This window comes from Aeromonas sp. R5-3 (genome assembly GCF_040908225.1).
GTDB lineage: Bacteria > Pseudomonadota > Gammaproteobacteria > Enterobacterales > Aeromonadaceae > Aeromonas > Aeromonas dhakensis.
Window position 1 is genome coordinate 1 of the sequence record NZ_JBFODH010000010.1, and the last position, 18,967, is coordinate 18,967.

17 protein-coding genes are annotated in these 18,967 nt (G+C 63.5%); 7 read left to right on the top strand and 10 right to left on the bottom strand.

Features of this window, described 5'->3' with window-relative positions:
* Nucleotides 1-529: 529 nt before the first annotated feature.
* From erpA to clcA, 3 genes are all read right to left on the bottom strand, one after another.
* The gene (gene erpA / locus AB5Y95_RS04670) at nucleotides 530-880 is read right to left on the bottom strand and encodes an iron-sulfur cluster insertion protein ErpA (protein ID WP_005304404.1); all 351 of its coding nucleotides are present in this window, start codon (nucleotides 878-880) and stop codon (nucleotides 530-532) included.
* A 90-nt stretch (nucleotides 881-970) separates the two neighbouring features.
* Nucleotides 971-1,666: a DUF6776 family protein gene (locus AB5Y95_RS04675; RefSeq protein ID WP_065017877.1), complete on the bottom strand. Its 696-nt coding sequence runs from the start codon at nucleotides 1,664-1,666 to the stop codon at nucleotides 971-973.
* Nucleotides 1,667-1,752: 86 nt separating this feature from the next.
* A complete protein-coding gene (gene clcA, locus AB5Y95_RS04680; protein WP_017781498.1) occupies nucleotides 1,753-3,147 on the bottom strand; it encodes a H(+)/Cl(-) exchange transporter ClcA in 1,395 nt (464 codons plus the stop codon).
* 216 nt (nucleotides 3,148-3,363) lie between these two features.
* Here clcA and hemL point away from each other — a divergent pair, with 216 nt between their 5' ends.
* A complete protein-coding gene (hemL, locus tag AB5Y95_RS04685) occupies nucleotides 3,364-4,650 on the top strand; it encodes a glutamate-1-semialdehyde 2,1-aminomutase (protein WP_368159693.1) in 1,287 nt (428 codons plus the stop codon).
* 200 nt (nucleotides 4,651-4,850) lie between these two features.
* Nucleotides 4,851-5,666 carry a hypothetical protein gene (locus AB5Y95_RS04690; protein WP_208201537.1) on the top strand — a complete coding sequence of 272 codons (816 nt, stop codon included), beginning with the start codon at nucleotides 4,851-4,853 and terminating at the stop codon, nucleotides 5,664-5,666.
* Between the two features lie 60 nt (nucleotides 5,667-5,726).
* Here the strand turns inward: AB5Y95_RS04690 and AB5Y95_RS04695 are convergent, their stop codons facing one another.
* Together AB5Y95_RS04695 and AB5Y95_RS04700 are read right to left on the bottom strand one after the other, a co-directional pair.
* The gene (locus tag AB5Y95_RS04695) at nucleotides 5,727-6,629 is read right to left on the bottom strand and encodes a sulfite exporter TauE/SafE family protein (protein ID WP_017766317.1); all 903 of its coding nucleotides are present in this window, start codon (nucleotides 6,627-6,629) and stop codon (nucleotides 5,727-5,729) included.
* 256 nt (nucleotides 6,630-6,885) lie between these two features.
* Nucleotides 6,886-7,608 carry a phosphatase PAP2 family protein gene (locus tag AB5Y95_RS04700; RefSeq protein WP_368159696.1) on the bottom strand — a complete coding sequence of 241 codons (723 nt, stop codon included), beginning with the start codon at nucleotides 7,606-7,608 and terminating at the stop codon, nucleotides 6,886-6,888.
* Nucleotides 7,609-7,819: 211 nt separating this feature from the next.
* On the opposite strand from AB5Y95_RS04700, the gene AB5Y95_RS04705 reads away from it, so the two are divergent.
* Nucleotides 7,820-8,347: a DUF2937 family protein gene (locus AB5Y95_RS04705; RefSeq protein WP_065017874.1), complete on the top strand. Its 528-nt coding sequence runs from the start codon at nucleotides 7,820-7,822 to the stop codon at nucleotides 8,345-8,347.
* A 65-nt stretch (nucleotides 8,348-8,412) separates the two neighbouring features.
* On the opposite strand, the gene AB5Y95_RS04710 is transcribed toward AB5Y95_RS04705, so the two are convergent.
* Together AB5Y95_RS04710 and AB5Y95_RS04715 are read right to left on the bottom strand one after the other, a co-directional pair.
* A complete protein-coding gene (locus tag AB5Y95_RS04710; RefSeq protein ID WP_010636269.1) occupies nucleotides 8,413-9,993 on the bottom strand; it encodes a response regulator in 1,581 nt (526 codons plus the stop codon).
* A gap of 111 nt (nucleotides 9,994-10,104) precedes the next feature.
* The gene (locus AB5Y95_RS04715) at nucleotides 10,105-10,986 is read right to left on the bottom strand and encodes a LysR family transcriptional regulator (protein WP_005304434.1); all 882 of its coding nucleotides are present in this window, start codon (nucleotides 10,984-10,986) and stop codon (nucleotides 10,105-10,107) included.
* Nucleotides 10,987-11,142: 156 nt separating this feature from the next.
* Here AB5Y95_RS04715 and AB5Y95_RS04720 point away from each other — a divergent pair, with 156 nt between their 5' ends.
* Together AB5Y95_RS04720 and AB5Y95_RS04725 are read left to right on the top strand one after the other, a co-directional pair.
* Nucleotides 11,143-11,541: an SMR family transporter gene (locus tag AB5Y95_RS04720; RefSeq protein WP_139753705.1), complete on the top strand. Its 399-nt coding sequence runs from the start codon at nucleotides 11,143-11,145 to the stop codon at nucleotides 11,539-11,541.
* Nucleotides 11,529-11,849 carry an SMR family transporter gene (locus tag AB5Y95_RS04725; protein ID WP_017766311.1) on the top strand — a complete coding sequence of 107 codons (321 nt, stop codon included), beginning with the start codon at nucleotides 11,529-11,531 and terminating at the stop codon, nucleotides 11,847-11,849. The genes AB5Y95_RS04720 and AB5Y95_RS04725 overlap by 13 nt, the downstream gene beginning before the upstream one ends.
* A gap of 89 nt (nucleotides 11,850-11,938) precedes the next feature.
* On the opposite strand, the gene AB5Y95_RS04730 is transcribed toward AB5Y95_RS04725, so the two are convergent.
* From AB5Y95_RS04730 to hrpB, 3 genes are all read right to left on the bottom strand, one after another.
* Nucleotides 11,939-12,337 carry a VOC family protein gene (locus AB5Y95_RS04730; RefSeq protein ID WP_099359925.1) on the bottom strand — a complete coding sequence of 133 codons (399 nt, stop codon included), beginning with the start codon at nucleotides 12,335-12,337 and terminating at the stop codon, nucleotides 11,939-11,941.
* 42 nt (nucleotides 12,338-12,379) lie between these two features.
* Nucleotides 12,380-14,701 (bottom strand): penicillin-binding protein 1B, encoded by a 2,322-nt coding sequence (gene mrcB / locus AB5Y95_RS04735; protein WP_368159700.1) that lies wholly within the window; start codon nucleotides 14,699-14,701, stop codon nucleotides 12,380-12,382.
* 258 nt (nucleotides 14,702-14,959) lie between these two features.
* Nucleotides 14,960-17,407, bottom strand: coding sequence for an ATP-dependent helicase HrpB (hrpB, locus tag AB5Y95_RS04740; protein WP_368159702.1), 2,448 nt, complete (start codon nucleotides 17,405-17,407; stop codon nucleotides 14,960-14,962).
* A 155-nt stretch (nucleotides 17,408-17,562) separates the two neighbouring features.
* Here hrpB and thpR point away from each other — a divergent pair, with 155 nt between their 5' ends.
* Nucleotides 17,563-18,090, top strand: a complete 528-nt coding sequence (thpR, locus tag AB5Y95_RS04745) for an RNA 2',3'-cyclic phosphodiesterase (RefSeq protein ID WP_368159704.1) — start codon at nucleotides 17,563-17,565, stop codon at nucleotides 18,088-18,090.
* Nucleotides 18,091-18,132: 42 nt separating this feature from the next.
* Nucleotides 18,133-18,876 (top strand): DNA/RNA nuclease SfsA, encoded by a 744-nt coding sequence (sfsA, locus tag AB5Y95_RS04750; RefSeq protein ID WP_368159707.1) that lies wholly within the window; start codon nucleotides 18,133-18,135, stop codon nucleotides 18,874-18,876.
* Nucleotides 18,877-18,967 lie beyond the last annotated feature (91 nt).

The window sequence follows — 18,967 nt, forward strand, 5'->3', positions numbered from 1 at the left end:
CAGCGTTCAATCTGAGCCATGATCAAACTCTTCAATTTAAGTTTGGTTGCTTCGAAAAGCGGCTCAATGAATTGCTGAATTAACTGCTGCAACTTGAAAGTTGCTTTGGTCACTTCATCAGACATTGAAAATCAAAAATTGTTTTTGATGCTCGATGCTGTGAGTGCCCACACAGATTGCTTGATTCAAATTGTTAAAGAGCAGGGTCTGAAACTATAACCCTCACCAGCTTGCTTTGCAAGGCTGACCAGACGCGCACTGCGCCGTGCTGATGGAGGCGCATTATAGGGATATGATTCTCGCTGACAAGCGAAAACTCCGTATTTTTTTGAAAAAGACGTTCAAGTGTTTAACTAACCACCAATCAGGATAAAAAGCACTCCAGCAATAACCCAAAAGAGGCCCACTCCGGCTATTTAGCGTTACCGCCTGGTATGGCCATCCCACTACAGACATGCCAAGACGGCACAGATGCAGAAACGAAAAGGGCCCCTTGGGGCCCTTCGATATCACGCGGTATCTCTATATATCAGATAGAGAAGCTGGAACCACAGCCACAGGTGGTAGTGGCGTTGGGGTTGGTCACGGTGAAGCGGGAGCCTTCCAGACCTTCGGTGTAATCCACACTGCCGCCAACCAGATACTGCAGGCTCATGGGATCGATCACCATGGTGACCCCGCTCTTCTCGACCACGGTATCCCCTTCGTTGATCTTCTCATCGAAGGTGAAACCATACTGGAAACCGGAGCAGCCACCGCCCGTGATGTACACCCGCAGCTTGAGCTCGGGATTTTCTTCTTCGGTGATCAGGGTCTTCACCTTGTTGGCTGCCGCATCCGTCATCTGGATGGGCAACGGGGCTTCTGCTACTGCACTCATTACTGACCTCACAACCGTTAAATCCACAAACATGGAAACCGCGAAATTATCCAATACCCGACCATTCAGTTCAAGTATTCACCAAGCTTCTTACTGTACGGCCGGCACAGGTGCCGGTGGAGCGACCACCAGCGGCTTGATCACCTCGCCCCATTCGGCCAGCAGCTCCTGGGCCGGTTGCCGGCCATCCTTGCCGATGGTGATCCGTACCCGGTCTGGTACAAAGCCTTCCGGCAACTGCCAGTTACCTTCCAGCAGCTGGAAGTAACGCAGTGCATAGCGCCCCTCTCCTACCTTCATGCCCAGCTCACGGCTGCCGAGGGTTCTGGGCTTGTCACCCTGGCTTCCTTCCACCTTTATCTGTACCTGACCGCGGAACAGCTCGCGCTTCTTGGCGGGCTGGGTCAGCGCCAGCCGATAGTGATAACGGCCAGGGATACTGGTCTCCTGCAGGGTGAGGTTGTCGATCACCACCCCCACCTGCTCGCCGGTGGGACGCATGATCCGCTCGAAGAAAGCCAGCTGGCGCTTCTGCTCCTGCACCTGGGCTTCCTGATCCTTGAGCGCCTGCTGCAACTGCTCGAACGCCGCCTTCTGGGTAGCCAGCAGGGTCTCCTTGATACCGAGCTCGCTCTTGAGCTGGCCAATGGCCTTGGCCTGGCGCTCCAGCGTCTCCTGCTGAACCGTCAACAGACTGCTCTGAGCCAGCTCCTGGCGATTACCGACGAAATAGCCGATGAGCGCCCCCACCATCAGCACTGCCAACCACTTCATTATCTGGGACATAAGGCCTCTTTTGTTACTGCGCATACTGCGGCCACGCTCCCTTCACTATACGCGACACAAGCAGATTCAGGCCGGCAGACAAAGAGTTAACCGGCACTGGCGCCGCTTTCTCCCCGCTTTTGACGCGCCGCGAGCCGTAAAGTTCGCTCCAGGATCTGGGAATAGATGGGGCGGCCTCCCAACCACTGGGCCACCAGGGTCGCACCGACCGTGGTGATCATCATGGGCAGGATCAGCTGATAGTTGTCGGTCATCTCGGTCACCAGCACTATGCCGGTGATGGGTGCACGTACGGTGGCGGCAAACAGCGCCCCCATACCGGCGATGGCAAAGGCGCCCGGTTCGATGCCAAGTTCGGGGAAGGCCGAGTGGAACAGGTGACCGAACACCACCCCGAACAGGGTGCCAAGGGCCAGGGTCGGCGCAAATACCCCACCCGGCGCGCCGGAGCAGAAACAGATCAGAGTGGCCACCAACCGGATGGAAAAGATGAGGAACAGGGTGGCCATCGCATACTCCCCGCCCATCAGGTGAGGGATAAGTTCGGTGCCACCGCCGGTCACCGCCGGGGCGAACAGCGACAGCACGCCGAAGGTGCCTGCCACCAGCATGCCGATGGCCACGAAGCGATGGCGCTTGTTTTGATGCAGAGCCAGATAACCATCCTGACAGGCCAGCACCAGCTTGTTGAAGACGAACCCCAGCACGCCGAAAGCGGCCCCCATGAAGAGGAACAGCCAGAGCGCCTTGAGGGCCGGGGCGTCGTAGTGAGGCAAGCTGATCACGGCCCCCTGCCCCTTCATGTTCTGCAGCATCAGGGTCGCCATGATGGCGGAGATACCCACCGCCTTGATGGCCAGAAAGGAGTAGCGAAACTGCGGTCGCATCTCCTCCATCACGAACAGGATCCCCGCCAGCGGCGCATTGAAGGCGGCGGCCAGACCGCCAGCCGCACCGGCCGCCAGCAGGGCGTGGCCATGCTCCTTGGGCAGCCGAAAGATATCCGCCACCATCTTGCCGAGGTTGCCGCCGATCTGCACCGAGGGCCCCTCCCGCCCCAGCACCATGCCGGAGCTCAGGGTGCAGATACCGCCGAAAAACTTGACCGGCAACACCCGCCACCAGCGCACCGGCCGCAGCTCGTCCATGGCGCCCTCGATCTCGGGAATGCCGGAGCCCCCCGCCTCCGGCGCAAAGGTGTGGGTCAGGAAATAGCCGATCATCCCCAGCAGGGCGCTGAAACCGAAGCCGAGCAGACCGAGCTGCCACCAGGGGCGATCGGCCAGCAGATCGACACGCTGCTGCGCCAGCCAGTGGACGCCGGACTCGAACAGTCCACAGACCAGCCCGGCCAGGGTACCGACCAGTGCCGCCAACAGCAGCACCAGCAGAGGCATCTTGTCTTGATGAATGATCCGCCGCAGGACGGGGCCACGGGGAGGCGAGAGCGGTTCGGCAGAAGAGAAAGCTTGTTGCGACATGAAAAAAACCACATTCGTTTGCTGACGGAGGTAACGACATCCAGCCTGCTGCCCAGCACCGGGCCTTTCTGCTATAGTCGGCCCGTTTCATTTAACACGGGGCAGTCCTTGGCCAGGGAGTCAAGAGCGCAAGCATACTCCAGCTCCCCCCGACTGCCGAGCCGCAATCAGCCACCTGCACCTGTGTGACGACCAAAATCCCATTAAGGATGATCCATGTCAAAATCAGATCAGCTGTTTGAACAGGCCCGCCAGACCATTCCGGGCGGCGTCAACTCACCGGTCCGCGCCTTCAATGGGGTCGGCGGCACACCCCGCTTCATCGATCACGCCGATGGCGCCTACCTCTATGACGTGGACGGCCAGGCCTACGTGGATTACATCGGTTCCTGGGGCCCCATGCTGCTGGGTCACAACCACCCGGCCATCAAGGCTGCCGTCATCAAGGCCGTCGAGAAAGGGCTGAGCTACGGCGCACCCACCGAGATCGAAGTGCTGATGGCCGAGAAGGTACGCCAGATCGTCCCCTCCATGGAGCAGGTGCGGATGGTCAACTCCGGCACCGAGGCCACCATGAGCGCCATACGGCTGGCCCGCGGCTACACCGGCCGCGACAAGATCGTCAAGTTCGAAGGCTGCTACCACGGCCACGCCGACTCCCTGCTGGTCAAGGCCGGCTCCGGCGCCCTCACCCTGGGTCAGCCCAACAGCCCGGGCGTGCCGGCCGACTTTGCCAAGCACACTCTCACCTGTGTCTATAACGATCTGGACTCGGTACGCGAGGCCTTCAGCCAGTACGGCAGCGAGATCGCCTGCATCATCGTCGAGCCGGTGGCCGGCAACATGAACTGCATCCCGCCGGTACCTGGTTTTCTGGAAGGGCTGCGCGCCATCTGTGACGAGTTTGGCGCCCTGCTGATCCTGGATGAGGTGATGACGGGTTTTCGCGTCTCCCTGCGCGGCGCCCAAGGCCACTACAGCATCGACCCGGATCTCACCACCCTCGGCAAGATCATCGGTGCCGGCATGCCGGTCGGCGCCTTTGGCGGCAAGAAGAAGGTGATGCAGCACATCGCTCCGACCGGCCCGGTCTATCAGGCAGGCACTCTCTCCGGCAACCCGGTGGCCATGGCCGCCGGCCTCACCATGCTGGATCTGCTGCTGGAGCCGGGCCTCTATGAGCAGCTGAGCGACAAGACCGCCCGGGTTGCCGAAGGGCTCAAAGCCGCCGCCGCCAAACACGGCATCCCGCTCGCCATCAACTACGTGGGCGGCATGTTCGGCTTCTTCTTTACCGACGAGACCGAGATCACCCGCTATGAGCAGGTGACCCGCTGCGACATGGAGCGCTTCAAGCGCTTCTATCACCTGATGCTGGAAGAGGGCGTCTATCTGGCGCCGAGCGCCTACGAGGCGGGTTTCCTGTCGCTGGCCCACGGCGACAAGGAGATCGAACACACCCTGGCTGCCGCCGAACGCAGCTTCGCCAAGCTGGCCGGCTAAGCCGTCGCCATCTGTCGCACAAGGGCCCTTCACGGGCCCTTTTTCATCCTCCCCTCGCCATGCCCGCTGCCGGTGCAATCTGCCCGTCGGCAACCGTGATTTGTCACCAAACGGTGCAACCCCCACCACAGTCGTTGTCATAAAGCAGGCCTACAATTTGCAGCCGTCAGCAAGACCCACCCTTTGTGAGCGAGGTAGGTATGGCGGAAATGAGCCCCATCGATGTGTTGCGACGCTATCAGGAGTACGAAGCCGAACTGGCCCCCCTGCTGCTGGGGCTGTTGACGGCGCCACCCGATTCACTCAAGGATTACCCCTTTATCCTGCATCAGGCCCTCAGCCGGGAACCGCTCGGGATCCTGCCGCCAGTGCCGGCGCCGCAAGCCCGTTTGCATCTGATAGTGAGAGGTCATGGCCGTGAACTGACCCTCTGCCTGAACCAACTTATCGCCTGGCTGATGGGGGACAGGGAGCGGCGCCGGGCCATGCCCTGGTTCAAGGGGGTTTATGTGGTGCTGAGTCTGGCGCTGTTTCTGATCGTCGCGACGCTTATCTGGCACGGGCTGGAGCAGCTCTACCTGCTGCTGTGCGGGGAGCAGCAGAACCGGCTGGGGGCCTTCAGCGCCATCATCTTTCTGACCCTGGCGCTGGCAGTATTCGACTTGGGCAAGACCATTCTGGAAGAGGAGGTGCTGCTGCATAAGGACATCTTTCGCCACAGCGCCATTCGCCGCACCATTACCCGTTTCATCGCCGCCATTCTGATCGCGGTATCCATCGAGGGGCTGTTGTTGCTGTTCAAGGGTTCGCTCGGCCAGAGCGAACTGCTCTGGCCGGCGGTGGGGGTGATGGGGTGCGCCGTGGGGCTGCTACTGGCCCTCGGGCTCTATGTGTTTCTGGGGGCAAGGGCCGAGGCGGCGCTGGTGCAGGCCAGCCTGCGACCGTTGCCAGCCGGGGTTGTGGCGCCCGTCGCGCCGCCCGCCAAGAAGCGGGCATGGTCCAGGAGGTATAGATAGCGCCAAAGGCCTGCAACCACTTCAATACTCCGCGGCCAGCACCGGCACGCGCCGCACTCGCTAACCAGTGACGCCTGCCAGCCGGGGTTGTGGCGCCCGCCGCGCCGCCCGCCAGGAAGCGTACATGGTCCAGGAGGTATAGATGACGATGAAGGCCACCAGCCATTTGAGCATCGCCATGTCCATGGATTTGACCAGCATGGCCGCCAGCACCACGCCGACCGGACCGAAGATGGCCACCGCCAGCACAGCCTTGGCGTCGAAGGCCCCCTTGCGGATGAAGGTGCCCGCCGAGAAGACGCTGAGCACGGCAGTGGAGCCCATCATGATGGGGAAGGCCGCCAGCGGGTTCATGCCGAGCAGATAGACCAGGGTCATGCAGGGGGCGAACAGGCCTATGCCCACGTTCATCAGCACACCGAAGAGGAAGTTGCCGGCGAGCGCTATCCCGAGCTTGTAACCGGTCAGCCCCATGGCGTCGCCACCGAGGGGGAACAGCCCCAACAGGCCGGCGAAGATGAGGCCGGCCACCACCAGCAGGGAGACCGCCATCACCAGCCGGATGGTCTGGCGATCGAACGAGGCGACGTGGCGCGCCCCCCAGGCCGCGCCGGCAGCGGCGGCCACCATCATGCCGATGAGGGTGAGCGGATCTACCTGCACGGCGCCGATGAAGATCAGCGACTGGGTGACCGTCGGCAACACGCACTGGCCGTTGAGGGTGCCCGGCAGCAGCCGATCGTCGATCAGCTTGAACTGCTTGTAGCAGGCGGTCTTCACCGCGAAGCTGCCGACCCCCAGGGTATCGAGAAAATTGGCGACAAAACCGATGGCCGCCACCGGCCAGAAGGGGGTCGACTCCAGCGCACCCTGCTGCCGCTTGTGCCACCAGGCCCGTACCAGCATGAAGATGAACGCCAGCGCACAGATGATGAATATCAGGCGCAAAAGATTAATTAACATACAGAGTTCTCCAGCAACGGGCGGCGATTCTAAGGCAGCAAAAATAAAAAATCTTGGCCCTGATCAAGCATTCATCCCTTGCAAACGATTCCTTGGAGAAACTCTTGTTAGGCACGCCCGAACGAATCTGCTAATACTTCTCTATGAGGGCCAGCAGGCCTGGGGCCGCCGGTGGTAGTCATGGTCATTTCGCGACGACCACAGTCACCGGCGGGAAGTAGACAAAAAGAAGGCCGGTATGCACCGACCTTCTTTTTTATTGCTGACTCGCCGGCGTTTTGCCCGCCAGCCACTGCCAGCCCGGCAGGCGTGGCAGCCGCCGGGCGATCCAGCCGATCAGCGCATCCGACAATCCGGTCGACAGCAACAGCGGCAGACAGAGCAGGGTCAAGGAGAGGGCGCCGACATAGACATCCGTCAGCCAGTGGGCACCGGAGAGGATGCGGGGCGCCGAGAACAGCGGCACCATCAGCAGCGCCGTCACCCCGGCCCAGCGTGGCAGATAGCGCAGGGCAAAACCGGCGAAGATCATCAGGAACAGGGCGTGATCGCCGGGGAAGCTGTCGCTGGACGAATCCTTGGTCGGGATCCCGCTGAGCTGGGTGACCCGCAGTGCATCAGCCACCATCAGGGTCGGACTGGGCCGGCTGACCGGCAGCAGATGACCAAACTGGTTGATCACCAGGGCCCCCAGCAACATGACACACCCCATGGCCACCAACCGGCGACGCCCCTGCTCGTCCGCACGCCAGAAGCAGCGGGAGAGGATAAGCCCCATGCAGGAGAGCACCGCCAGATCGAACAACCGGTTGTTGGTCACCGCCACCAGATCGGCCCACCATTGGGCCTGACCCAGCCAGCCATTGACCAGATGGAAGACGACGAGATCCCACTGATCCCAGGGGCCGTGCTCAGGCAGAGCGGCCCAGCTGACGGCGATGAGACCACCCAACAGATAACAGGGTATAAATTTGCGCATAAGGACTCTCCTCCCCGAAAAATGGGGCCGTATTTTAGAACATAAGAAGCGTGACGTGAATCACACAAATGAGGGAGGAAGCAAAGTTCATGGGGAAAACAGCGCGGCAAAACAGGTTCCGTTTAAGCCATCCCTGGAATGTTCCGATCCAGATGGCGGGCTTGGCCGTCCCCGACCTTGCGGCTAGTATGGAGCTCTTCCCTTTCGCGAGATGAACAGCAATATGCGCAGCTACCTCAGGATGATGCTGTTTGCCCTTGGCCTGCTGGCCGGTGTGCAGATCCCGGGTCTGATCGACCTCTACTACCAGCGGCTGGATGCCCGTCTACAACAGGCCAGCCTCAGCCTTGCCCCCTTTCAGGAGACGGCAGACCAGCACTTCGACGGCGATCTGACGGCCCTGGTCAACCACTACCGCACCAACCCGGATCCGGTCTTCGCCAAGGATGCGGCCAGCCTGCAACTGCTGGTCAGCCAGCGTCAGACCCTGCAGCAGGAGAGCGTCTACAAGGATGCCTCCTGGTACCGGCAGCTCTCCCACCTGCTGCTGCGTGCCGAGCCCCAGCTCTGGCAAGATACCCTGCAAAACTACAGCTACGTGGTACCGCTCAAGCAGGCCGCCATCGTCTGCGGCATGGCGGCGGGCTTGCTCGCGGCCCTTGTCGGCGATCTGCTGCTCGGCCTCCTGCTGCTGCCGTTTCGCCAGCGCCAGCCCAGGGTACGCTACGGCCAGCGCTGATCCCTCAGCCAGTCCCCGCCAACAACAAGGGGGCCCGCGGCCCCCTTGTTGTCTCTTGCTCTCCCCTACAGCTCGTAGGGCAAGCGCGATTCGCTGACCAGCCGGTTGAGCGCCTTCACCACCTCGGGATCGAACTGACTGCCTGAGCGCGACATGATGTACTCCATGGTCTGGGCCAGCGACCAGGGCTCCTTGTAGGGGCGTTTGCTGAGCAGGGCGTCGAACACGTCGACCACCGCCACGATGCGGGCCGACAGCGGGATCTGCTCGCCGGCCAGCTGCTCCGGGTAACCCTTGCCATCGAAGTGCTCATGATGGCCGCGGGCGATCTCGGCCCCCAGCGACAGATAGCTGGTTCCCTCCACCATCTCCCCCGCCTTGTGCAATATGCTGGCGCCTATGTCCGCATGCTGCTCCATGATGGCCCGCTCGTCCGGCTCGAACCGGCCAGGCTTGTGCAGGATGTGGTCCGGCGTGCCCACCTTGCCCACGTCGTGCAGTATGCTGGCCATGCCGATCATGTCGACGAAGCCGGGGGTCAGCTCGTCGGGATAGGCCCCCGCCTGTTGCAGCTCGGCCACGATGGCGTCGGAGAGCTTCTGCACCCGCAGCACGTGATCGCCGGTATCCGAATCGCGAAACTCCGCCAGCGCCGCCAGCGCCACCACGGTGGCCTCCTGGGCGCGCAGCAGCTGGTTGTAAAGATAGAGGTTGTCGTATGCCGCCGAGATCCGCTGGCAAAACACGTCCAGCAGATCGCACTCGAGCGGGTCGAGCGGCTGAGTGGGGGTGAAGTTGAGCACGAACTCGCGCCCGTTCTGGGCGGCGATGTAGAGCGCATCCTGGGGATGCTCGAAGCGGTTGCAGCGATTGGCCAGCGCACTCATCACAGAGTCGTGCAGGGCTGGGAAGGCAGTGAGCGGCACGTCGCTCAGCAGGGATTCATAGTCACCGGTAGCGGCCAGGATCTCCAGCTCCTGCGAGCCGGGCCGGCGTTCGGCGCAGATGGCACCTTCGGTGCCCACGTCGAGAATGGCGCTGATCTGCTTGAGCACGCCGGAGGCAAACTCCCTGAGCGAATGCAGGTGATAGAGATCCCCCGCCCCCTCCAGGATCTTGCCGAGCCCCTGCCGGCTCTTGTCGATGGCGCAGAGGGTCTCGTAGGAGCGCAGGGAGGCGATGACGGTGGTGTAGAGCTTCTGCACCGTCAGCTCGGTCTTGGTCTTGTAGTCGTTGATGTCGTAATCGAGGATCACCCGCTGCTCGGGAGCCTGCCCGGGCTGGCCGGTGCGCAGCACGATGCGGACCAGGCCGTTCTTCATCTCGTTGCGGATCTGGTGTACCAGCCGCAGGCCGGCGTCCTCGGTCTCCATTACCACGTCGAGCAGGATCAGGGCGATGCGCGGGTTGGCTTGCAGCATGCGGGCAGCCTCGGCACCGCTGTAGGCGTTGAGCAGGGCTAGCGGGCGGGATTTGTACTGAATGTTGGAGAGTGCCAGCCGGGTGGCATGATGAATGTCCGGTTCGTCATCGACGATCAGCACCTGCCAGGGATTAGCCATCCTGGTCACCACGGCCTCATCGTCATCCAGCTCGATGATGTCGTCATCCAGCCAGATCTCGTCCTTGTCTTGGGCACTGCTCATATCGTTCACGCCTCCAGGCGCTGCATGAGGGTACAGACAGTATGTACCATCAGGCCACGATGGATCACAAGCCCCGCGCGATCCGCCTGCCACCATCCATGAACAGATGACTCACTCGAACGGTTCGAGATAGGCCTGGATCGCCTTGCGCAGCCAGGCCAGCACCCTGCCGTGATAGGCATTTTCCGACAGATAGACGCCGTAGTCCCGCCACTGCAGGCTGAACTTGTGCTTGAGGGTGAGCAGGGAGCCTTGGCGCAGCTGACTCTGGATCAGCGGCGACGGCAGCACGGCCCAGCCGAGGCCGTCGAGCACCGCATCGCGCATCAGCTCGAAACTCGACAACCCGATGTGGTGGCCGCCGATGGGCAACAGGCTCTTGACCGAGAATTCATCCACGTAGGAGAGGGTGACCTGGGTGTGGCCGGTCAGATCCTGCTGCAGTACCCGCTTCAGGCTGGCCAGCGGATGGCTCGGCGCCACCACCATCAGGGTGCGGATCGGGTTGAGCACCTCGATGTTGAGGCCGCTGCGCTCCTGCTCCTCGGTGATGAGGCCGAAAGCGGCGTCGACAAACCCCTCCTCCACCAGCGCGGGCAGCTCAGGCGGCGAGGCCAGCACCAGCGAGATGCTGGTGCCGGGAAACCGGTGACGCAGCTGACCCAGCATCTCCCGCCACACCGCCTCGGGAATGGCGTCATCCCGCGCCACCCGCAGCGCCACCTCGGCGCCGGAGGCGTAATGTTCGCACTTGAGCTTGAGACTGTTGGCCGCCTGCAGCAGCCGCTTGCAGTCGTCCAGCACCTGCTCGCCAATCTCGGTCAACCGACTCTGGTTGGCCCCTCGTTCAAAAAGTTCGACGCCAAGCTCCACCTCCAGTGCCGCTATCGCCGTACTGACCGCGCTGCGACTCTTGCCAAGCCGGCGCGCCGTGTTGGCGATGGAGCCACTACTGGCTGATTCCACAAAGAGTTGTATCTGGTAGAGCTTCATGATCCGGGTCGAGAGCTGGGTATCCGATATTCACCTTACCTCGCCCGCTTCTGCCAAGGCAAACCGTCAGCGTCTGAATTGCCGACGCTCAGCGATTCCAGCCTCCCGCCGGGTGGCGGCTATCATGGCCCCGTCGCAGCAACAAAAGGACATTTTATGTTATTCAATCGCATGCTCCTGGCCCGCATCTTCCTGACGGGCGCCATCCTGACCGAGGTCGCCGGCACCTCCAGCATGGCCATGATCCCGGAGAACGAAGCCGGCTGGCTCAACTACCTGCCCATGTGGCTGCTCATCTCCTTCTCCTACCTGTTGTTGGCCAAAGCCGCCAAAACAATCTCCATTGGCATTGCCTTCGCGCTCTGGGAGGGGCTGGGGATCGCGCTGATCACCGTCGTCTCCGTGCTGTTCCTCGACTACCAGCTGAATGCTCAGGAGTTGATCGGACTGGCGCTGGCCATAGTGGGGATTGTTCTGGTGACGATGGGCGAGCGCCACGATGAACCGGCCGCTCGCACACCCCGTGCCAACGAGGAGGCCGTATGCATCCGCTGATGATAGTGCTGGGCGCGGCCTTGCTGGATATCGGCGCCAACATGGCGATCAACCGTTCGGTCGGTTTTCGTCACAAGGGGTGGGGATTCCTCGGTATCCTGCTGGTGCTGTGTGCCTTCACCCTGCTGTCGGAAGCGGTCAGCACCGGCCAGATCGATCTGGCCGTGGCCTATGCCACCTGGGGCGCCATCGGCATTCTGGGCACCGCCCTCGGCGGCCTGCTGCTGTTTGGCGAGCGGCTCAAGCCCATCGGCTGGGTCGGCATGCTGGTGATGGCCGTCGCGGTCACCCTGCTCACCACCGCCTGATCCCGAGATTGCATCCATGAAAAGCAGCCGCCCGGTACACCGGGCGGCTGCTTGTTTTTGGGCATGTCTTCATGACGGCGAGCGTCTCGTCACCAGGCTTCGTAAAGCTCCAGCGGCAGGCCGTCGGGGTCGGCGAAGAAGGTAAAACGGCGGCCGGTCAGCTCGTCCACCCGCACCGGCTCCACCTCGACGCCATGGCCCTGCAGATGGGAGATGACCCGGTCGAGCTCCGAGACCCGAAAGGCCAGGTGGCGCAAGCCGCACGCCTCCGGCCGGGAGGGGCGCGGGGGCGGCGCCGGGAAGCTGAACAGCTCCAGCTGGCTGCCGTCCGGCAGTGCCAGATCCAGCTTCCACGACTGGCGCTCGGCCCGCAGCGTCTCGGCGATGATGGGCAGCCCCAGCACCTGGTGGTAGAAGTGGCGCGAGCGCGCATAGTCGCTGGCAATGATAGCCACGTGGTGGATGGCATCGAACAGAGGATGTGACATGAGCACTCCGGGCAGGCGGGCAGCCTGGGCTGCCCGCCGCGGTCAGTTGAAGAAACCGTTGAACCAGTTGTCCAGCGCATTGACCGGGCTGGACACCGGAGTGGCACAGCTCATGGGCTCGGGCAACCCGGCCAGCTTGGCCGGCACCTGCAGACTGCCAGGGCAGTCGCTGGCAACCCGGGCGCCGCTGGCGCGGGAGAAGCTGGCCCAGCTCACCCCCTGTGGCATGTTCATGGCCAGGCTGTTGACCCCGCGCTGGCTCATGTAGCCGCTGAACAGCTGCAGGGCACCGCTGGCACCTGTCAGGCCAGCCGGGGTGTTGTCATCGCGACCGACCCAGATGCTGACCAGCTCATTGTTGTCGAGGCCGGTGAACCAGGAGTCGCGCAGCTCGTTGGTGGTGCCGGTCTTGGCCGCCATGGTGGCGCCGGGGAACTTGGCACCGAGCGCCCGCGCCGTGCCCTGGCTCACCGTCTTGGTCATGGCGAACAGGGTCAGCCAGCTGGCCTGCTCGTCGGTCACCCGCTTGGCCGCCTCATCATGCTGATAGAGCTTGCTGCCGTCGCTGTTGACAACGGCCCGGATCGCCGACAGCGGCTGGGTCAGCCCTTGGTTGGCGATGGGCAGGTACATCTGGTTCACCTCCATCGGCGAGAGGGCCACCGCCCCCAGCACCAGGGACGGATAGGGCTGGATCTCCTGCTCCACCCCCAGCTTGTGCAGGGTGTCCACCACCTTGTCCAGCCCCACCTGCAGACCCAGGTTGACGGTCGGCACGTTGAGGGAGCTGGCCAGCGCATCCATCAGCGGCACGCTCTGGCGGAACTTGCGGTCGTAGTTTTGCGGGGTCCAGATCTGGCCATCCTTGCCGCGAATGCGGATCGGCTGATCCTTGAGCGGCGTGCCCAAAGTCAGGCCGTTGGAGAGGCCGGTCAGGTAGACCGCGGGCTTGACCAGGGAGCCTATCTGGCGACGAGCATCCAGCGCCCGGTTGAAGCCGGCGTAGCGCGGATCCCGGCCACCCACCATGGCCACCACCTCGCCCTTGTGCCAGTCGGAGACCACCATGGCCGCCTCCAGCTTCTTCTTGCCACGCTGCTTCTCGATGGTGGCCAGACCCGACTCCACCGCCTGCTCGGCGGCATGCTGGGCGATGGGATCCAGACTGGTGAAGATCTTGAGGCCGGACTGTTTGAGCAGATCCGGGCCGAAGCGGCTCTGGATCTCCCGCTTGAGCAGCCCCATGAAGGCCGGGGTGCGGCCATAACTCATCTGGCCGCGGGTAATGATGCCGAGCGGCTGCTTGCTGGCCAGTTCATACTCGGCCGGCTGCAAACTGCCGTGATCCATCAGCAGCTTGAGCACCAGATCACGGCGCGCCTTGGCCCGCTCCGGGAAGCGCCAGGGATCGTAATAGGAGGGGCCCTTCACCATACCCACCAGCAGGGCCACCTGATCGATGTCCAGCTCGTTGACCGGAATGCCGAAGTAGAAGTAGGAGGCGAGCCCGAAGCCATAGACCCCCTGGGAGAAGTTCTGCCCCAGATAGACCTCGTTGAGGTAGGCCTCCAGGATCTCGTCCTTGCTGTAGCGATAGTCGATGAGCACCGCCATGTAGGCTTCCTGGGCCTTGCGCCACAGGCTGCGTTCCCGGGTCAGGAAGAAGTTCTTGGCCAGCTGCTGGGTCAGGGTACTGCCGCCCTGCACGGTGCGCCCCGCCAGCAGGTTGGCCGCCATGGCGCGCATGATGGCCACCGGCGAGACGCCGCCGTGCTGGTAGAAGTCCCGATCCTCGGTGGTGAGCAGGGTCACCAGCAGGCTGTCCGGCACCTCGGCGAGGCGCACCAGCAGGCGATCCTCCCGATCTTCGGTGTTGAGGCGATCGAGCAGCACAGGGTCCATCTGGGCGTAACCGAGCTGACGCTGATTCTCCAGCGACTGGATCCCCTCCAGCCGCGCGCCGTTGAAGGTGAGGCGCAGGCCGCGGGCGGCATCTGCCCCGTCATGGAAGGCAAACGGCCGGCGAACAAGCTCGATGCGGTTGCCGCTCACCGCATACTCGCCCGGGGAGTGGGGCTGGCGCACCTGCTTGTAGCTCAGCATGTTGAGCTCGCGCAGCATCTGGGTCTGGGAGAGGCGCTGGCTGGGATAGAGCTCCAGCGGCCGGCTGTAGACCATCACTGGCAACTGCCACTTCTCGCCGTCGAAGCGTTCACGCACCTTGGTATCCAGGTAGATGCCAAACACCACCATGAAGGCCGCTCCCACCAGGGAGAGCTTGAAACCCAGCCAGAACAGCGTGCGCCAGATGGTGCGTTTGGGCGCCGCCTTCTTGGGAGTGCGCTTGCGTCGTTGCGTTGCCATAAATCCTCTTTGCTTCTCTTTCTACTTATGTTGTCGCATTCGCGAACGTCCGATCGGGCCTGACCAATCGAACCGGGCTCCTGAGTTTCATTTCGCCAGACAAATGGCTGCCCCCTCATTCCCAACCCTTCTCCCATCTCTTTGAAAAGGGAAAGGAAAAAGGCGCAAACACCCAGCTCGATCGGTTCCCTCTCTCTGGGAGAGCGTCAGGGTGAGGGGCGTCTGCTGGCGTTGGGCTTCGCCATGCCCGGCAGCAACCTACAACCCCATCTTCTTCTTGGTGACTCTGGTCGGCATCGCTTTCAGCGGGTTGTCCGGCCAGTAGTGGCGGGGGTAGCGTCCCTTCATCTCTTTTTTCACCAGCTCATAGGAGCCGGCCCAGAAGGCGGCCAGATCGGCGGTGATCTGCAGCGGCCGCTGGGCCGGAGAGAGCAGCTCCACCACCAGCGCCACCCGGCCGTCAGCCACGCACGGAGTCGTGGCCTGACCGAACATCTCCTGGATGCGCACCGGGATCACCGGCGCCTGACCCGGCTGATAGCGGATCCGCACCCGACTGCCGGTCGGCGCGGTGAAGTGGCCGGGCAGCGCCTCGTCCAGCCGTCTTGGCAGGGGCCAGGGCAGAGACTGGCGCAGGATGTCGGCAAGGTCGAGCTTTTTCAACTGCTCCAGCCGGGTCATGCCGCTCACCGCCGGCAGCAGCCACTGTTCGAGCGTGGCAAGCAGGCTCGCCTCATCCATGGCTGGCCACCCTTCGTCGGGCAGCCAGTCGGCGGCGCAACGCAAGCGGGCCAGCAGCCCCTCGCTGGTGTCATCCCAAGGCAGCACATGCAGCCCCTTGCGCCGGATCCCCTGCAGCAGGCAGCGCCCCTTCTGTTCATCAGAGAGTTCCGTCAGCGGTCGCTGGCTCAGCACCAGCTCGCCGATCACCTGCTGGCGTTCGGCCCGCACCCGCTCCTCGCGCTCGTCCCAGTCGAACCACTGGCGCTCGCTCACCAGCTCAGGCAACTGGCGCACCAGCTCATCCAGCTCCACCGGCTCGGCGATGAAGATGCGGCTGCCACGCTCGTTCTGGCCCATCTCGATGGCAATGAGCGCCCCCTGCCCCTGACAGGGGTGACCTTCTACCAGATCGCAGCTCACCCCGCCACTGAGCTGATAACGGCTGCCGCTGCGCAGCTTGCCGATGCGATCGGGCCAGGCGAGAGCGCACAGCAGCCCCAGCCATTGCCCCTGCGCACTGGCGGGGCGAGCGCCGAGCCGCTCGAACCAGCGGGCCGCACTCTGGCGCAGGGCCCCCTGACGGCGGTGGAACAGCACAGAGAGGCGCTCCGATCCTCGCAGATCTTCTTCCAGCAGCGCCACCAGGAAAGCCGCATCGGCGACAATCCCTGTCAGACCCTCGGCCTCCAGCGCGCGGGCACGCAGCAGCATGCGGGCAAGCCGGGGATGGGTACCGAAGGCCGCCATGGCGCGCCCGGCCGGGGTAAGTTGTTGCTCACCCTCCGGCTTCATGGCGCCGAGGCTCACCAGCAGTCGCTGGGCGCTGGCCACGGCGGCGGCCGGCGGCATGTCCAGCAGCGGCAGCTCTTCGACCTTGGCCCCCCACTGGGCGGCGTCCAGCAGCAGGCCGGTAAGCTCCTGGGTGAGGATGTCGGGCGGGCTCTGCTCGGCGAGGCGCTCCTGCACTTCGCTGCTCCAGAGCCGGTAGCAGACACCGGGGCCGAGACGACCGGCACGACCCGCCCGCTGGGTGGCGGAGGCTTTGGCAATGGGACGGGTCTCCAGCCGGGTGACACCGCTCTTGATGTCGAAGGAGGCGCGTCGCTCCAGCCCGCTGTCGACCACCACTGAGATCCCCTCGATGGTGAGCGAGGTCTCCGCCACATTGGTGGTGAGCACCAGCTTACGGCGCCCAGCAGGCGCCGGCTCGATGGCCGCCTGCTGGGCCGCCATGTCGAGGCGGCCGTAGAGGGGGGCGAGGGTCACCTCGTCCGGCAGCCGCCCTTCCAGCCACTGCGCCAGCCGCTCGAGCTCCCCCTGGCCCGGCAGGAACACCAGCAGGCTGCCGGCGTGGGCGGCCAGCGCCTCCAGCACCACGGCGCCGACCTGGGGCTCCAGCCACTGCTGGCGATTGGCGGGGCGGTAGTGGTAGTCGATGGGAAAACCGCGCCCCTCGGAGCGCACCACCGGGGCCTCCGGCAGCAGGGTCTCCAGCGCCATGCCGTCCAGGGTGGCAGACATCACCAAGAGCTTGAGGTCATCGCGCAGCCCCTGCTGGCTCTCGATGGCGAAGGCCAGCGCGGTATCGGCGTGCAGGCTGCGCTCGTGGAACTCATCGAAGATGACCAGGGAGACGCCGGTGAGCTCGGGATCCTGCTGCAGCATCCGGGTCAGCACCCCCTCGGTGACGATTTCGAGCCGGGTCTGGCTGCTGGTGCGGCTCTCGCCACGTACCCGCAGGCCAATGCGCTCGCCTACCCTCTCCCCGAGCTGGCGTGCCAGAAAACCCGCAATGTTGCGCGCCGCCAGGCGTCTGGGTTCCAGCATGATGATGCGACCGGGCAGCCGGTGCTGGCGCACCAGTTCCAGCGGCAGCAGGGTCGATTTGCCCGCGCCGGGGGGCGCCTGCAGGATCACGCTGGCATGGTTGTCGATGGCGGCAAAGAGTGCAGGCAGCACCGACACTATGGGGAGAGAAGACAAAGGGATCAGCACCTTCTTGTTGCAAGCCGTAAAACGGCGCCTATTCTGCCACAGCCTGCCCGGCCACCGTGAGTGGATGTCGGCCGGCGAGACAGGAGCGGACGGCTGCCATAGAATGGGCCACCCGTCCGCATCAAAGAGGCACCCTCACCCGAATGGCCAAACTCTTCTTTGCCCTGCCCACCGAGGCGCTGGCCGCCGATATCGTCGCCTGGCGCGATCAACTGCCCTGGCCGGGCCAGCCGGTCCCCACCGCCAACCTCCACCTGACGCTGGCCTTCCTCGGCGAAGCGAACGAGGCCACCACCGCACAGCTGATGGCCGCCGTCGAGCGCCAGCACTGTCCGCCGCTCACCATAGCGCTCAATGAAACCGGCTGGTTCGGCCGTGCCAAGGCCGCCTGGATTGGCCCGAGAGAGTGGCCCAACGAGCTGACCGTGCTGGCCAGGGCGCTGCGTCGCCATGGCGAGAAGCTGGGGCTTGGCAACGGCGAGCAGGGCTATCGCCCCCACGTCACCCTGTCGCGCAAGGCGAGCGAACCGCCGGCGCTGCTGCCCGCCCCCGACTTTGTGCTGCGGGCCGACCGATTCTGCCTCTATCAATCCCTCTCGACCCCGGACGGGGTGCGCTACCAGCCCCTCGCCTGCTGGCCGCTGCGGGCCAGAGAGAAGATGGCATCCTGACCGGCTGCCATGCCCAGACTCATCGATTAAGAGAGCCATACCATGATCTTCGATCCCCCCCTGCAATCCGGGCAGCTGGTCGCCCGCTACAAGCGCTTCCTGACCGACGTGCGGCTCGACAACGGCGAGGTGATCACCATCCACTGCGCCAATACCGGCGCCATGACCGGCTGCGCCGAGCCGGGTACCCGGGTCTGGTACTCCACATCAAGCAACCCCAAGCGCAAGCTGCCCCACAGCTGGGAGATCGCCGAGAGCCCGGCCGGTCACTTCATCTGCGTCAACACGGCCCGCGCCAACCAGCTGGCCCGGGAGCTGATCGAGCAGGATGCCCTCGCCCCGCTGCGCGGCTATGCCAGGCTGCGCACCGAGGTGAAATACGGCGAAGAGAACAGTCGCATCGATCTGCTGCTGGAAGATGACCACCGGCCGGCCTGTTACATCGAGGTGAAATCGGTGACCCTGCTCGATGAGCGGGAGCAGCCCGGCATGGGCTACTTCCCCGATGCGGTAACTACCCGTGGCGCCAAGCACTTGCGTGAATTAATGGCCATGAAGACGGCAGGGCACAGAGCCGTGCTGTTATTTATGGTTTTGCACTCCGGAATCGTGAGAATGCGCCCGGCAGCGCATATAGATCCGCACTATAGTCTGCTTATTGAGCAAGCAATTGCGGCAGGGGTTGAAATTTTATGCTATCGACCCCATGTTGGGGTGCAGAGCATGGTGGCACAAGATTTTATCCCGTTTGAATCTTGTCACCTGCTACCCGAGGGCAGCGAATAAATGTTGGAGTGGGTAACATTATTGGTACGGCTTGTTTGCCTCCAAGTTACCCTTCTGCTATAGATGTCGCCCTCAATTTATGGATGGCACG

What these genes read in the sequence shown, in the direction of transcription:
- erpA (WP_005304404.1), bottom strand. Translation starts at nt 880, where the DNA reads ATGAGTGCAGTAGCAGAAGCCCCGTTGCCCATCCAGATGACGGATGCG.
- AB5Y95_RS04675 (WP_065017877.1), bottom strand. Translation starts at nt 1,666, where the DNA reads ATGTCCCAGATAATGAAGTGGTTGGCAGTGCTGATGGTGGGGGCGCTC.
- clcA (WP_017781498.1), bottom strand. Translation starts at nt 3,147, where the DNA reads ATGTCGCAACAAGCTTTCTCTTCTGCCGAACCGCTCTCGCCTCCCCGT.
- hemL (WP_368159693.1), top strand. Translation starts at nt 3,364, where the DNA reads ATGTCAAAATCAGATCAGCTGTTTGAACAGGCCCGCCAGACCATTCCG.
- AB5Y95_RS04690 (WP_208201537.1), top strand. Translation starts at nt 4,851, where the DNA reads ATGGCGGAAATGAGCCCCATCGATGTGTTGCGACGCTATCAGGAGTAC.
- AB5Y95_RS04695 (WP_017766317.1), bottom strand. Translation starts at nt 6,629, where the DNA reads ATGTTAATTAATCTTTTGCGCCTGATATTCATCATCTGTGCGCTGGCG.
- AB5Y95_RS04700 (WP_368159696.1), bottom strand. Translation starts at nt 7,608, where the DNA reads ATGCGCAAATTTATACCCTGTTATCTGTTGGGTGGTCTCATCGCCGTC.
- AB5Y95_RS04705 (WP_065017874.1), top strand. Translation starts at nt 7,820, where the DNA reads ATGAACAGCAATATGCGCAGCTACCTCAGGATGATGCTGTTTGCCCTT.
- AB5Y95_RS04710 (WP_010636269.1), bottom strand. Translation starts at nt 9,993, where the DNA reads ATGAGCAGTGCCCAAGACAAGGACGAGATCTGGCTGGATGACGACATC.
- AB5Y95_RS04715 (WP_005304434.1), bottom strand. Translation starts at nt 10,986, where the DNA reads ATGAAGCTCTACCAGATACAACTCTTTGTGGAATCAGCCAGTAGTGGC.
- AB5Y95_RS04720 (WP_139753705.1), top strand. Translation starts at nt 11,143, where the DNA reads ATGTTATTCAATCGCATGCTCCTGGCCCGCATCTTCCTGACGGGCGCC.
- AB5Y95_RS04725 (WP_017766311.1), top strand. Translation starts at nt 11,529, where the DNA reads ATGCATCCGCTGATGATAGTGCTGGGCGCGGCCTTGCTGGATATCGGC.
- AB5Y95_RS04730 (WP_099359925.1), bottom strand. Translation starts at nt 12,337, where the DNA reads ATGTCACATCCTCTGTTCGATGCCATCCACCACGTGGCTATCATTGCC.
- mrcB (WP_368159700.1), bottom strand. Translation starts at nt 14,701, where the DNA reads ATGGCAACGCAACGACGCAAGCGCACTCCCAAGAAGGCGGCGCCCAAA.
- thpR (WP_368159704.1), top strand. Translation starts at nt 17,563, where the DNA reads ATGGCCAAACTCTTCTTTGCCCTGCCCACCGAGGCGCTGGCCGCCGAT.
- sfsA (WP_368159707.1), top strand. Translation starts at nt 18,133, where the DNA reads ATGATCTTCGATCCCCCCCTGCAATCCGGGCAGCTGGTCGCCCGCTAC.